This is a genomic window from Nitrospira sp. M1, from assembly GCF_965152605.1.
The window spans coordinates 2,781,491-2,796,410 of record NZ_OZ224217.1; the positions used below are offsets into that span (position 1 = coordinate 2,781,491).

Here is a 14,920-nt window from a genome sequence, read left to right on the forward strand (position 1 = left end):
GACGTACAGTATGGTAACTATAGCCTTGCGCACATTCCCTGCCCCATCTGCAGAGACAGACCATTTACCCAGGTTACGACCATGAACAGACTGGCCCCGGAGAATCACAACCAACGCAATGAATCGTTTCGAGCACATTGATGACCATGGACTGATAGATCTCATCGCTCAAGGTGATCTCGATGCGTTTGAAGGCTTGTACGACCGATATGCCTCCAAGGTCCTGAAACGATGTTACTTCATTTGCCTCAATGCCACAGATGCACGAGATCTCATGCAAGAGGTGTGGATGCGAGTGTTCCTTCGTCTCCATCAGTTCAAAAAGCAAGCAGCATTTTCAACTTGGCTGTATCGACTCACGACGAACCATTGCCTGAATTTCATCAAGGCCAAAGCCCAGACCGCCAATGTCGAAACCAACATGGAGACCACTTCACCCCCGGTCCAGGATCCGACGCAAACAGCGGAAGCTCATCATCTTCTTGCACGATTGTCCATAGAAGACCGAAGTATTCTTGCCCTGAAATTTATGGGCGAGTATACATACGAGGAAATTGCAACCTCCTATGGCATCGGTGTCAGCGCCGCGAAAATGAGAGTGTCTCGATTAATTGACAAACTCCGAGAGGAGGTGAGGACGTGAACAACGACGAAAGTCTGGTATTTGAGCAAGTCCTGAACGCCTTAGATCTCCCTGACCCGGACCTTGTGACCAAAGAGCGGATCATGAAAGCCGTATATCTCCTTATGGTCGCAAAAGAAATTGGACTCTTTCACGTGTCCATTCCTGGAATATTATTGGACGATACAACATACGAGTGAGAGGAGCGCATATGGTTGACACACAACATGAGGTCAAGGAATGGGGAATGGTTGTCTGGACTTTTTTGGAACGCTTAGGCGAACGGATTGGGACATTCCTGCCAAATCTCATTGGAGCGATCCTCATTATTCTTGTTGGATGGGTTGTCGCAAAGTTCCTGAGAGGACTAACCACAAAACTCTTAGGCATGTTTGGTATTGTGTCATTCGGTGAAAAGATCAAACTGAACGAGATCTTACACAAATTCGGCATCTCCAGGAGTCTCGACCACATTATCGGAACGCTCATCTATTACATGGTCCTCCTCGTCTTCTTCCTTTCGGCGTCTGAAGTGCTAGGACTGACGGTTGTTCTCGAGACACTAAATTCATTCATTGCCTATGTCCCCCATGTGCTGGGCGCGTTTCTTATTCTGGTGATTGCCTTGTATCTCGCGAAAGTCATCAAAGACGGAGCCACCTCCGCATCGACGAACCTGAATATTGCCTATGCCGGAGCCTTAAGCTCTTTTCTCGAAATCCTAATTATTGGATTCGGGATTGTGATGGCCCTCACGGAACTCGGATTGGATATGACAGTGTTTACGGCCAATATCACGGTTATTATCGCGGGAGTCGTGCTCGCAATGGCCCTATCTATTGGTCTCGGGAGTCGAAGCATTATGGCCAATGTTCTAGCACGATATTACATTGCTCAGCTCTATCATGTGGGAGATGAAGTCTTACTTGCTGGGGAAAAAGGCATCATTCGCAAAGTCACGCCAGTCTCGGTGGTCATACAAACGGAACATGAGGAAACTCTCCACATTCCCAATGAGCAAATTATTGCAGAAGGCTCGAAAAAACGAAGACCCAAAACAGAAGAGGACACGTGACACCGACAGACATTCACACATCGTGCTCAGCCTTCCTCATCATCACCAGCAATCGTCTTCCCTCAACGCCTCTCCACGCCTTTACGCCTATTGCATAGATCCTGAAAGACACCGGCAAGGCATTGCCTATCAACAGACCTTCGTGAGGTCTATGCTCACAAATTCCCACGACCTACAAATCTCACGTTTCAGGATCAGACCACTGCATATTCATAATGAATGGGACATGTCGCTCTCAAGCGACCGAAAAAATAATGTGACCAAATCCCTGGCTCAGCTGTCTAAACAATCAGAAGAGGCAATTTGAGTAGAACCTCAATATCAGAGGACTATCAGTAAGCCTTCATACAACGTGAATGTACACATCATGCGAATCTCTGCTCACAACATCGCAGAGTTCATCAACTCAGTAAGGAGGAACCCCTATGGCTGATACAAAAGACAATCCACGAAGCAGTTCAGATTTAGTGACAAAAGAAGGGAAAACATCCATTGCGGATGAAGTTGTGGCCAAAATCGTCGCCATTGCAACAAAGGAAATTGAAGGCGTCCATGAAATGGGTACATTGGGTCTGGGCGATACCATTACCGGCATGGCCCAGCGAGCGGTAAAAACTGGCCAAGGCTTTCAAGGGGTACACGTCGAAGTCGGAGAACGCGAAGTAGCCGTTGATGTGAAAGTTGTCGTTGAATACGGGATTAGCATCCCCCAAGTGGCGGTAGCCGTTCGCCGGAATATTATTAACCGTGTGAACACCATGACTGGACTTACCGTCAAAGAGGTCAATGTTGATGTCAGCGGACTACACTTTGCTGAGGAAGGCAAGGAAAAGGACCGGCAGGGGGAAAGCTCTCGAGTGGCCTAAATACCATAGAGAAGCTACTTGATGCACCCCCGAGATTCGTCACTGAACAGACTCACGAAATCCACACAGCCCAGAACACTGTGAAAAGGGAGATTTGATGTATGACAGACGTCACGAAAGACCACACGCAAGAGACATCACCTTTGGCAAGCAGTCAAGGGAAGACGACAATTGCCGATGATGTCGTGGCAAAAATGGTGACGCTTGCGGCCAAAGAAATAGATGGGATCTATGATATCGGTAGTCAGAAGCTTGGCGACCAACTCACGGGCCTCACTCAACGTCTCTCAGGGCATGGATCCTCAGAACAGGGTGTGCAGGTGGAAGTCGGAGAACGCGAAGTTGCGATTGACCTCAGTGTCATCGCTCAATATGGCGTTCGCATTCCCGATCTGACAGCAGCCGTACGACGCAATGTGATCGACCGGGTCGAACGTCTCCTTGGCCTCGTGGTTAAAGAAATGAACATCAAAGTCAGTGGGCTACACTTGCCTGAACAAGAGAAAGCCGCACCTCCGCCCAAAAGAGTCGAATGACAATAGCTGAGGGTCTTCATGGAACAATCTCTCCTCATTGACGAACAACACATTGCTGAAACCGTCGTCAGGGGAATTAGCCGTGTCCATGACGCGACAATGCCAACTAGCCCGCAAGCACGCTTAACGACGGTTGGGCCAGGGGTACGGATTTCCGGTGTTGCGGTTCATCGAGTTGAGGGCTCACTCAACATAGATGTGGAAATTATTGCAACCCTCAAAAAGCAGGGTTCATTGTCCATACTTGCGGCACGAGTCCGACACAGGGCTCGACAAGCCATTCACGCCTTGACGACAGAACATATCCGAAGGGTCAACATACGAATTACAGATATTCAGATGAAGGATTAACGCTTGAATACGTTGAATCGAATCTTGGTGATCTTTGGAGCTCTTGTCCTTTTATTGATTATCGGGACTATTGTATTAGTCTCGACGCATATGATTACTCCACAGCAATTGCTCCCATCCCCTTGGGATCACACACTTACTCCATTCACTCAAATGGAATCATCAACGTGGTGGGGAGTCCTCGCAATCGGGACCGGCGTCTCACTCGTCAGCCTACTCCTCTTGCTGATAGAGCTTCGCCCCTGGTCGCACACGGAGAGTCGATTAGTGGTCAAGAAAGATGATCTTGGGGAAGTCACCGCAGCGCTGACAAGTATTCAAGAGCTTGCCAGTCGAGAAACAGGGCACATCGAGGGAGTGATGGAATCTTCGACTCAGGTCCGGGAGTCTCCCGATGGGATTCATTTAGACTGCCGCCTATCGGTTGACCCAGCTACCAGCATCGCTGATCTTGGCCATCACGTACAAGAGCGTCTGAAAAGTTCAGTGGAACATTATTTGGGAAAGGCTGTGGCAGGCGTACACATTACCGCACAAGTCGCCCCACTAGGAAAAAAACACAACCGAAAACCTTCCCGTGTCCGATAGGATTCAATTGAAGAAGGAGACCACGTGAATTCACTACTCGCAGCGCTCGCCACTCTGACTCACAATGTTGGCCCGGTTGTGTCGTCAGTATTGGCCGCGTTTTTGATCATTTTGGGACTTCTGATTATTATCAAACCAGCTCTGCTTGGATGGATTGTGGGGCTGGTTCTCATCCTTGCTGGTGTGGCAGTCCTGGCTGGCCTTCTCACCCCGAGTGAACGACACCGCTGAGTCCCATCTCTCCTGCTCTTCAAGTTCACACGTCGTATCTCAGAGACACGAAGCTGATCAGGTTAGCATGAAAGCCTGCAGAGCAAGAGACACAACACGTGGGAGGAGATAGTGCACAGAAACGCTTGATATTGAGGCACAATGACTGAAGGCGTCGTCCATCTCATGAAGAATGCAAAGCAATACCGGCGAAGAACATCATCATGACACGATCAGTGAAAACAAGAATAACGAATTCGTATCTCCAACGCATCTGGAGCATATGAACTACGAATCGCATGCAGGACGATCTTCACACACAGAGTAATCGAAAACATGGAAATTCTTACATTCATGGCAGGCGTGTTGATTGGCGTGGTCATTCTCGCATTCGCACTTGACCGTATTCTGTTATATTTAGGAAGACGTATTAAAAGAGACAAGGGAAAATAATCAGTTGAAACGTAGAGGAAGGCGTCAAGATTCGACTGAAGGACACGAACATTGGATGCAGACTCTGCCATGACAAGCAGATAGATGGGGTCAGAAGAAACAAGGATCACACATCCAGAGATCATGTTGACACACCCCAGGACACTGATATCGAAAGGCAACGATGAAAATGTTCCTACGCATCGCACTCGTCACATTGACCTACGGTCTGCTGTCAGCTTGTGCAGCACCCAATATGTTACCTGAGCCTAGTTCGCCAACAATGATCGAACAAATGCTCATGGCCCAAGCTGTGGATTTTAGCTTAGAACCCAAAGACCCTCCAATCACTATCCCTGTCCCACCCGAAGCATCTATCTGTGTGCGCGCGACAGGGTTGAGAGACAATCAGCAATTCATGATTGGCATCATCAGTGGCTGGCTGGGAAAACAGGGCTTCACTGCCAAACAAAACTGTGAATCGGCTACCTATCGGCTACAAATCATTATCCAAACCCTGGGAACCGAAGAATCTGAGTCGCTGTTTGGCATGCCCGAGGTTCAAGGGAGCATCCTTCCGTTTGCCCTGCCAGAACTGGCCATCTTTAAAGCCACCTACCAAACAGGATATACCAGGTTTTCATTCGAGTTTTTTGAAAACGCAACTGAGAAATTTTTACGAGCAACCCCATGGTATCGTGCCAAAACGTACTTCAATCAATATACGATTTTGTTTTTCATTGAACACAAGACAACAAACTTGATTGAAGGCCCGATAGAAATTGAGCCATTTCAACACAAAGATTCAATAGAAGACATGCAAGAAGTCGAGTCAGTGACACCTCCAAAGCCAAGACAAGAAAGAAGAGAAGAAAAAATATTGTACTAAAGCGGCTTCGGGACGGATGCGCGTCTTTTCACATCTAAAGTCGGAGATTGAGCAGTCAGATTCCCGGACAAAACACCACGATGAGGATAGTCAAATATTTTTGCGTATTCAGCATCATCGTCCTCTTGCTTCTAGGCGCAACGTTGAGCATGCTTATCACCTTCTCAGACTCTGAACCACTCAAGGGATACATCTTACAAAAAGTCGGGGACGCGATTGGCACCACAGTCCGAGCTGAGCATTTGGAAATTCACGCGTTCTCTCCTCCGCAGGTCAGACTCTTCGGCGTCACGTTCATCGATGAAAAGACAGAGGCCACGATATTTCAATTAGAAAGTGGATCATGCCACTTCGAAGTCTCTGCTCTTCTTATTGGACACATAATCATCAATCGCTGCACGCTCAATGAACCAGCGATTACAATACGACAACAACAAGACGGGACCTGGCAGTGGCTCATCATCCCTGATGAAGAAGATACGGGAACGTCGCTCATAGAATTTGCTGGACTCAAGGAACTCGGAATACACAAGGGCTCCGTCACCATCATCAACGAATTACAGCCAGAGGAACCCCGATCTCTCACGCTCTCTCAACTTGAAGCGACGATACTCACACAATCAGACTTCAAACAACTGAATTTTCGAATGACGGCGATTCCCTCTGACACGCAACATTCGTCAGAAATCGCAGTGACGGGTCAGGTACAGGGAGGCATGGCGCCCTCTCCCATCGATTCCAAGACTCAGATTCCATCTGAGAGCGATCTTCACATCACAGCAAACGTTCATATCCGTGACATCGACATGCGTCCCGTGTTGAATTTTGTCTCACCAGGGCTGGAACTCTCAACGCCACAACTCATCGCCAATCTTGAGACATCCCTCACGTTCTTTTCTGATAAAACCGGCTATACCCTGATCGCCGAACACGTCTCCAGTCTCATACACGACTTCTCTATCCATGGAAAAATGAGCGTCACTGGGCTATCAAGCGATCAACCGGCATTCTTCTTCACAGGCGAAGTTCCTACGTACTCGATTGAAAAATTTACCCAACTTATTCCTCGCACATGGATACCAGCCCACATTCAAACGATGCTTCAACAACATACTATTCGGGGAAACTTTGACATTCCCCAGATCACGCTTGCAGGTCTACTCGATGCTGAACACACGCCATCAATCCTTGGCACGCTTCGCATCACACAGGGCTTCGTCGATCCTCATACACAGATTCCGCCCCTGCGCAATATTCGAACCTCAGTGACTCTGGAACACGATCATCTTACGATCAATAGTTTTTCAGCTGACTATGAAGCCTCACACATTCAGCACGCGCAAGGAAGATTAGATTTAAGGAAACCCTACCCCTGGCTCACACTCACCGTGAATGGAGACCTCCAGGCACAGGACGCATTAGAAGCCGCTCGGCAATTTGGCACGTTCGCAGAAGACCCGCCCATATGGCTCAATGCACATGCCGTAGAGGGGCATGCCCGTGTCGGATTCACGTTTGAAGGAGCCGTAGGTGGTTCCGACCATGTTCAGATTCAACGTGGTGAGTTGGCCATAGAAAATCTTGGCTTTCAGCTTCCCGCGCAACCTCTTCCCATACATGCCATGACAGGAACGTTCACGTTCGATCACGATCAGGTCACATTCGATAAGTTGTCGGCTGAATATGGATCATCGACCTTACAGCAGGCCAATGGACACATTGAGTTTCGAAAGCCTGGCCCCTGGCTCACGGTCACCGCCAATGGCAACCTTCATGCGACGGATATCCTGACAACAGTCCGTCAACTCGAAACAATCAAACAGGATCCACCTGCATGGATCGAGATGCAAAACGTCCAGGGTATTGCGGCTATCGCACTGATGATTGAAGGACCGTTGACCGAACCCAGTCAACTCACGATTCACCAAGGTGAGTTACAGGTACGGAATCTCGGCTTTCATCCTGCGGCATCTCCCCTCCCCCTTCAGAAATTTTCCGGACACCTAAACTTTGACCAGGAACATGTCACCATCCATACACTCAAAGGAAAGATCGGAAAGAGTGATACGACGCTACAGGGCAGCGCATCGTATGGACAGCAGAATACGTTGAAAGACATAACACTCCGGAGTCAGGTCGAACTCTCTGACCTACAACTCATGTTTCCCCAATTGTCTCACGACAATCACCTATCAGGTGGTCCGCTGGACATCGCTCTGAACATCTCAGGCTCAACCACACAACCAACGTTCCAAACTGAAATGGATCTCACATCCATAACCATTTCCTACCCTCATGTATTACAGAAACCCTCTGGCATTTCGACATGGTTCAAACTTGACGGCGAACTCACCCCCAATCACATACTCCATATCCGCCAATCATCAATAGAAATGCCTCCATTTCATCTCAATATGAAAGGCGACGTCTCTCTTGATGATCAACGCATGCTCAATGTGACCCTCACAACAGGCTCAGAGGATGGAGCATTTTTCCCAGACCATGTTGTCGTTGGAGATGAACAGTTCAAGATACAACACGTGGAAGCCAATGTGAGTCTTCACGGTTCAGGGGACGATTGGTTTGCCTGGCGGACCAATGGAATTATTGACATCAACAAATCACAGGCCAGTGCTGTACAGACAACCAACACACTGCAAACGGCTCGGGTTCAATGGACACAAGAACACCGTACAGCAACCGTTCAGGTTCGCGCACACGACGTTCCTCTTGAGTCGATTATTCCCGATAACTCCAAAGTAGATGGAAGCTTGTCGACAACTATCTCACTCACCACTCAATTGGGTGACGCTCAACAACTCCAACAGTCCTTGACCGGAGAAGGTGACGTGCGTATTCATGATGGACACGTTATCCAATCACCAACCATATCGAGAATTCTAGGGCTTCTCAACCTTCCCAATGTGCTCATGGGCAAGGTGGATCTCGCACAAGAAGGGATACCATTCCACAACTTGACTGGCACATTTACCATCAAAAATGGCCTCATGACCTCGAATGATCTGTTACTCAATAGTCCTGTCATTAAAATGACTGCAGCCGGCACATATGACCTGCCACAGGATCAGCTCGACTTTATTTTTGCGGTCAGCCCGTTTGGGGAATATTCCAATCTCTTAAAAAACATTCCTCTGTTTGGCAGAATCCTTAAAGGAGAACGTCAGGGACTTGCCACCGCATTATTCGAAGTCAAAGAGTCGCGGTCATCTCCTACAGTTCGATATCTGCCCTTGGAATCCTTTACTGGAGGACTGAAAGGCTTAGCGCAATTTGCCGTAGATGTTTTAAAAAATACCGTCACACTCCCCAAAGACCTCATGACCGATACACAAGAACAAATCGCGCCTTCAGAGAAATAGAAAATGTACGACATATGAAAATTGAAACTGGCGATCACAGCGAAATGAAACCCGAGAAAAAGGAGCTTCAATGATGAACGGCTGGGACGTTTGGACGATGGCGAACAACATGCTCCACTACCAATTGTTTTCGGTCAATCAAACTCCGGTGACCATCTCCTCTCTTATTGTATTCCTTTTTGTCATGTGCGGATTATTAATTCTCAATCGTTTTTTTCGCCATTTCATCGCAAACCGTCTCTTGCAACATATCAATCTTCCTGCCAGCACAAAGTACACGATGACCCGCATTGCCCAATATTTGCTATGGGTACTCGGAGCGATTATCGCATTTCAGCTCATTGGCATTGACCTCAGCGGACTGGCCGTTATCTTTGGATTCTTATCAGTCGGCATCGGATTTGGATTGCAAAACTTGACCTCGAACTTTATCTCGGGAATCATCCTGTTATTTGAGCAACACATACAAGTAGGCGATCGCGTAACCGTTGCTGACACCGAAGGTGACGTCGTTGAAATTAACATTCGTTCGACCACTATCCGCTCACTCAACAATATCGCCATCGTCGTTCCCAATTCTGAATTCATTTCATCGACCGTTGTGAATTGGTCACATGGCGATCCGAAAACACGGCTAGAGATTGACGTCGGCGTGTCCTATGGTTCTGAGCTCGACACCGTCATCTCATCATTATTGGAAACAGCAAGAGAGCATCCTGAGGTCTTATCAAATCCAGAACCAAAGGCATGGCTACTGGCGTTTGGCGATTCGTCATGGAATATGCGTCTCTTGGCATGGGTTGGCGATCCTCAAGGCCGACGTCAAATACATTCCGACATTAACTGTGCCATCGTGAAAAAGTTTCGTGCAAACGGAGTTGAGATACCATTTCCTCAACGGGATTTACATGTACGATCACCGATTCCTTTACCGCTCGTGACATCATAATTGTCATAGAACTCGTACAGAGGAGAGCATGATGACCGTTGACTTGCGAGAATTACCTCATCAGAGAAACAGACTCTGCCAAGACTCATGCATTCACCAGAACAAGTATGAGGGAGCCCTGATATATGTATTGAACGTTAAATCAAATTACGCCAAGAATCTGATGTACGGCCCTCACGATCGTTACCGGCCACTCTTCAGTTAATTCAGGTTCCCAGGAACGAGTCACCCGATGTATCGCAGAAAAACGAACAAGGAGGTTCCTTCAACATAATGAAAAAGACAATCATTGGATGGAGGGAATGGGTAACACTCCCTGATCTAGAGGTGGAACGCATCAAAGCGAAAATTGACACCGGTGCGCGAACATCGGCGCTGCATGCCTTTAACATCGAACAATTTACACAACAAGGGCAAGACTGGGTCCGGTTTACGATTCAACCCTATCAACATAATGATACAGACAAGAGAGTCTGTACCTGTCCAGTCCGGGAATCCAGAGTCGTCACAAACTCTGGAGGGACACGAGAGCAGCGATTTGTCATCGAGACGCAACTCACGCTCGGAGCCCAATCATGGCCAATTGAAGTAACCTTGACGAATCGAGATCAAATGGGTTTTCGAATGTTATTGGGTCGTACGGCAATCAGACGTCACTGCGTCATCGATCCTGGAAAATCATTTTGTGTAGGGCGAGTCACCACAAACGAGCACTGAATATTTTTGTATTACCTATTGCCATTTACGAGGAGGGATCACGTATGAAACTGGCCATGATGGCACGTAACCCGAAGCTATATTCTCACAAAAGACTTGTCGAGGTAGCCGAGGCAGCCGGACATCATATCGACGTCATCAATACGACCAAAGTGTATATGAACATCACGTCGCACAATCCCGAGCTTCGCTATAAAGGTGAAAACCTTGAAGGCTATGATGCCGTCATTCCTCGTATTGGAGCGTCGATCACATTCTATGGACTCGCCGTCCTACGTCAGTTTGAAATGATGGGAGTCTGGCCGCTCAATGAATCAGTCGCCATCGGACGATCACGCGACAAGCTTCGTTGCTTACAATTATTAGCACGAAAAGGCATTGGGCTCCCGGTTACAGCATTTGCCCACTCCGATGACTTTGCCGACGACGTCATCGGCATTGCCGGTGGCGCGCCAGTGATCATCAAACTCCTGGAAGGTACGCAGGGAATCGGGGTGGTGTTGGGAGAGACCCACAATTCAGCCAAGTCGGTCATAGAAGCGTTTCGAGGCGTCAAAGTCAATATTCTCGTGCAAGAATTCATTAAAGAAGCCGGTGGCTCGGATATTCGTTGTTTAGTGATTGGTGACCGCGTCATCGCTGCCATGAAACGCCAAGGCGCGAAGGGTGACTTTCGATCAAATTTACATCGAGGTGGAAACGCTCAGCTCATCAAAATCACGCCTGTAGAACGGTCGACGGCAACCCGAGCCGCGAAAATCATGGGACTCAATGTCTGCGGCGTCGACCTGCTTCGCTCAAAACATGGCCCAGTGGTCATGGAAATCAATTCCTCTCCTGGTCTTGAAGGCATTGAGAATGCAACGGGTATCGACGTCGCCAAGGAGATCATTCAATTTATTGAAAAGAATGCGAAACCCAACAAAACGAGGACTCGAGGTCGTGGCTAAATTACTACGTCAAAGTTTTGAGATAGGCAACAACACGGTTCTGCCAGGAACACGGCAAACGATCAATCTCTCGATGAGTTTACTCTCCAACCATACACCCATGAATATTCCTATTCACATCATTCATGGGAAAAAAGATGGCCCACGTCTTTTTATTAGCGCCGCCATTCACGGAGATGAACTCAATGGCGTTGAAATCATACGACGAGTCCTGAAAACTCCTCGATTACACAAACTTCGCGGCACACTTGTCGCAGTTCCAATTGTCAATGTATTTGGGTTTCTGGCGCATTCTCGGTATTTACCTGATCGTCGAGACCTGAACAGAAGTTTCCCAGGAAACGTGAAAGGCTCCTTGACGTCCCAATTGGCCTATTTATTCATGCATGAAGTCGTTCTGCGATGCACGCATGGTATTGATTTGCATACCGGGGCAATTCATCGGAGCAACCTTCCGCAGATTCGGGCAGATCTTTCAGATCCCAATATGGAACATCTCAGTAAATCATTTTCTGCCCCGCTCATTCTTCACTCGAATCTCCGTGACGGCTCACTGCGAAGGGCAGCAACCGACCAAAACATTCCAACCATGCTCTATGAAGCCGGTGAAGCTCTCCGTTTCGATGAACTGGCCATTCGCCTTGGCGTACGAGGCATTCTTCGGGTTATGCAAACATTGGGAATGCTTGGCAAACAGCCCTCGACTGTCGAGACCAAGAGCGTCGTGTCCACGAATTCCTATTGGCTCAGAGCTCCAGCTGGCGGAATACTCCGGTCGCTGCATCCACTGGGCGCACGAATTCAGCAAGGCGATCATGTAGGCACGATTTCAGATCCTATGGGTGAAACGGAAATTTCTGTGAACGCAGACGAACCGGGAATCCTCATCGGTCGAACAAATTTACCCATTGTCAATCAAGGGGATGCCCTATTTCATATTGCCAAAGTCAAGAACGCCACCACGGCCGAAAAAGTTGTGGAGGAAATCCATGAAACAGTCAAAGAAGAAATCATACTCGGCTAGTATACTATTCGGAGAAAACACAGAGACTGACAACATAGATTCATTTGATATTCATCCCACGATAATCGGGAAAGGAGGCAGACGGAACCATTCTTAGCAAGAATGATTATGACGGCACATGACATCATGATCATGCGAAGCTGTGATCAGCCTGCTATCGACAATACAGACGTAGGACACACGTGACCAGGCTGGGACACATACGTATTTACTTCTCGTTTATTCATTATCCGGCGAAAGGAGTCGCACATGTCCGAAGAAAAATCCATCATTGTGAAAGCCAAAGAAAGTGTTGTCGAAACCATTCAAGGTACAGGCGATGTCACCAATGCCATACTGAATCTGGTGAGCGGAACACTCATTACCGCCCTCAAAGGGACCAAAGCCGTTAGCACCGAAGCTGGGAGCTTACTCAAAGACACTATTGTGGGATCGGTAAAAGGGATTTCTGAAGTCGGAGCCGAGGCAGGCTCTGCGGCCAAAGGCGTTATCGTTGGCGCTGTGCAGGGAACCAAAGAAGTCACAACAAATACGCTCGAGACAATTGGAGTGAGTACGTCAACGCTCATTAAAACGACATCAGAAGTTGGTGGAGACTTGGCTCAAACGGCAAAGGGAGCCGTGGAAGGCGCAATCATCGCGACGAAAGATTTAACCACGGGAATGACCGATGCTGCGGCTCAAGCTGTGACTGCCGCAATCAAAGGGGTAAGTTCTGTTGGTGGAGAATTAGCCAGCACTGCCAAAGCAACTATCATTGGGGCAGCGCAGGCAACACAGGAAATCGGTGGGAAAGCCATGGAAACCATCAGTCACACTGCAGGTGCCGTCATCAAGGCAACGGTTGAGGTCGGAGGAGATCTCGGGTCAACGGCCAAAGCAACAATGGTAGGCGCACTCGAGGGGGCAAAAGTGGTCGGAGAAAAAACCATGGACACGGTGAGTGGAACCGCCAGTTCCATGATTAAGGCTACAGCCCAAGTCGGCGGAGACTTGGCAACCACAGCCAAAAACTCTGTCGAGGGGGCAATAGAAGGAGCGAAATCCATCGGAGTGGATACCGCCGAGGCCGCGTCAACTGCAGCAAGCAGTGCGTTAAAAGCTGCCGGTGAAGTCAGCTCAAGTGCAGGGGAACAAGTTCGAAATGCTGTTACGGGAACGATTGGCGGGGTAAAGGTCGTGCTCAAAGAACCGTTCAAATAATAACACGACATTCCAATCATACACCCTGGATGCCGGCGACACGAAGAACATAGGCAGAACATGACAGTGAATAAATTAACCAATATTCATTCACAGCTAAGGCATGTCATGCGCAAAGCTTACGTTTTTCGTGATCGCCGACATCTATGGCATGAATTTTAACTTTATATCAAAATGAGAATGGGAATGGGAGTTACCCCCTAGGACTACTCTTTCTGGGATTCTGCACAGCTGGTTTAATGATATATTTTCGTAAGAAAAAGTGGATTGAATCTAGCGAGGAGACGTTATAGCGAAACCAAATAACTCTCCCAAATAGGAAAATACAATTAACCCAGCGCGGTACAACGTTTCCACCACCGGAAGTTATTTGAAACGGCTATAACCAGCATTCAGTAGGTCGACATTTAAGTGATTCGGCATAACTGGAACGGCTATAACGCACAATCCACACGTTCAGGACAGCACGCTATCGAGACCACACATCACGTTTTGACTTCACTCGCATCGTTTTGAATGGAAACATAGAGTTGGCTTTTCTTAGGCTGTCTATCCTTTAAAGAAGATCGTGAAGGCTTACTACTCGCCTTTTGGGAAAGTACTCGCTTGAAGATCAATCGTTCTGCATTAAGCCAATCGTCCAAGTCCTGACCATGCGTTCGGCCCCGTGACTCATACAGTTCATACGCCTGCCGCGCAATCGAAGCATGCAGTGTTGAGTGAATAGCGGCCTCTATTTGACCGCAGAGAAGGGTTGCCGGACCATCAACCCACTGAGGCCCCCCGACCACCTGATCAACACCAAGATGGTACGCATGTGAAATTACTGAGCTCATTGAACTTCCACCCAGTAAGACAACTTTTCCTTTGAAGCCGTGTGCCCGTAAATCACGCAACACCTCCAAGCCACTTGGATGTGTCACATACATATCCAGCAATACCACAAGGGGCTGTTCTTGAGTGACCATCGTGAGCACATCTTGCCGATGGGATGGGACACAAACTTCATAGCCTCGCTCACGCAGGAAGAGAGCGATGTGCTGCCGAAAGTCCTCTCTGAATGTACAAACCATAATCATACATATTATTTTCCACACTCATCCTCATACTGTCAAAGAATTTCTACTG

The 14,920-nt window shown here is 48.1% G+C and carries 16 protein-coding genes; 15 read left to right on the forward strand and 1 reads right to left on the reverse strand.

Annotation, left to right across the window (positions count from 1 at the left end; genetic code table 11):
* Positions 1-118 precede the first annotated feature (118 nt).
* The 15 genes from ACWHX8_RS12725 to ACWHX8_RS12795 all read left to right on the forward strand — a co-directional run bounded on the left by ACWHX8_RS12725 (position 119) and on the right by ACWHX8_RS12795 (position 13,792).
* On the forward strand, positions 119-643 hold the full coding sequence (locus ACWHX8_RS12725) for an RNA polymerase sigma factor (protein WP_447968501.1): 525 nt from the start codon (positions 119-121) through the stop codon (positions 641-643).
* Complete coding sequence (locus ACWHX8_RS12730) at positions 640-822, forward strand: hypothetical protein (RefSeq protein ID WP_447968502.1); 183 nt, start codon at positions 640-642, stop codon at positions 820-822. Before ACWHX8_RS12725 ends, ACWHX8_RS12730 begins: the two co-directional genes overlap by 4 nt.
* An 11-nt stretch (positions 823-833) precedes the next feature.
* Positions 834-1,697, forward strand: coding sequence for a mechanosensitive ion channel family protein (locus ACWHX8_RS12735; RefSeq protein WP_447968503.1), 864 nt, complete (start codon positions 834-836; stop codon positions 1,695-1,697).
* Positions 1,698-2,122: 425 nt separating this feature from the next.
* A complete protein-coding gene (locus tag ACWHX8_RS12740; RefSeq protein WP_447968504.1) occupies positions 2,123-2,563 on the forward strand; it encodes an Asp23/Gls24 family envelope stress response protein in 441 nt (146 codons plus the stop codon).
* Positions 2,564-2,664: 101 nt separating this feature from the next.
* Positions 2,665-3,099, forward strand: a complete 435-nt coding sequence (locus ACWHX8_RS12745; RefSeq protein ID WP_447968505.1) for an Asp23/Gls24 family envelope stress response protein — start codon at positions 2,665-2,667, stop codon at positions 3,097-3,099.
* An 18-nt stretch (positions 3,100-3,117) separates the two neighbouring features.
* On the forward strand, positions 3,118-3,450 hold the full coding sequence (locus ACWHX8_RS12750; RefSeq protein WP_447968506.1) for a hypothetical protein: 333 nt from the start codon (positions 3,118-3,120) through the stop codon (positions 3,448-3,450).
* A gap of 3 nt (positions 3,451-3,453) precedes the next feature.
* Positions 3,454-4,038, forward strand: coding sequence for an alkaline shock response membrane anchor protein AmaP (gene amaP / locus ACWHX8_RS12755; RefSeq protein ID WP_447968507.1), 585 nt, complete (start codon positions 3,454-3,456; stop codon positions 4,036-4,038).
* A gap of 24 nt (positions 4,039-4,062) precedes the next feature.
* Positions 4,063-4,269, forward strand: coding sequence for a hypothetical protein (locus ACWHX8_RS12760; protein ID WP_447968508.1), 207 nt, complete (start codon positions 4,063-4,065; stop codon positions 4,267-4,269).
* A 595-nt stretch (positions 4,270-4,864) separates the two neighbouring features.
* Complete coding sequence (locus tag ACWHX8_RS12765) at positions 4,865-5,569, forward strand: hypothetical protein (protein WP_447968509.1); 705 nt, start codon at positions 4,865-4,867, stop codon at positions 5,567-5,569.
* Between the two features lie 149 nt (positions 5,570-5,718).
* Positions 5,719-8,949, forward strand: a complete 3,231-nt coding sequence (locus ACWHX8_RS12770; protein WP_447968510.1) for a hypothetical protein — start codon at positions 5,719-5,721, stop codon at positions 8,947-8,949.
* A gap of 70 nt (positions 8,950-9,019) precedes the next feature.
* A complete protein-coding gene (locus ACWHX8_RS12775; protein ID WP_447968511.1) occupies positions 9,020-9,898 on the forward strand; it encodes a mechanosensitive ion channel family protein in 879 nt (292 codons plus the stop codon).
* A 270-nt stretch (positions 9,899-10,168) separates the two neighbouring features.
* Complete coding sequence (locus tag ACWHX8_RS12780) at positions 10,169-10,615, forward strand: ATP-dependent zinc protease family protein (protein WP_447971910.1); 447 nt, start codon at positions 10,169-10,171, stop codon at positions 10,613-10,615.
* A 44-nt stretch (positions 10,616-10,659) separates the two neighbouring features.
* Complete coding sequence (rimK, locus tag ACWHX8_RS12785) at positions 10,660-11,565, forward strand: 30S ribosomal protein S6--L-glutamate ligase (RefSeq protein WP_447968512.1); 906 nt, start codon at positions 10,660-10,662, stop codon at positions 11,563-11,565.
* The gene (locus ACWHX8_RS12790; RefSeq protein WP_447968513.1) at positions 11,558-12,589 is read left to right on the forward strand and encodes a succinylglutamate desuccinylase/aspartoacylase family protein; all 1,032 of its coding nucleotides are present in this window, start codon (positions 11,558-11,560) and stop codon (positions 12,587-12,589) included. The genes rimK and ACWHX8_RS12790 overlap by 8 nt, the downstream gene beginning before the upstream one ends.
* Positions 12,590-12,838: 249 nt before the next feature.
* Positions 12,839-13,792 (forward strand): hypothetical protein, encoded by a 954-nt coding sequence (locus ACWHX8_RS12795; protein ID WP_447968514.1) that lies wholly within the window; start codon positions 12,839-12,841, stop codon positions 13,790-13,792.
* A 485-nt stretch (positions 13,793-14,277) separates the two neighbouring features.
* Here the strand turns inward: ACWHX8_RS12795 and ACWHX8_RS12800 are convergent, their stop codons facing one another.
* Positions 14,278-14,871: a DUF2934 domain-containing protein gene (locus ACWHX8_RS12800; protein ID WP_447968515.1), complete on the reverse strand. Its 594-nt coding sequence runs from the start codon at positions 14,869-14,871 to the stop codon at positions 14,278-14,280.
* Positions 14,872-14,920: the final 49 nt, after the last annotated feature.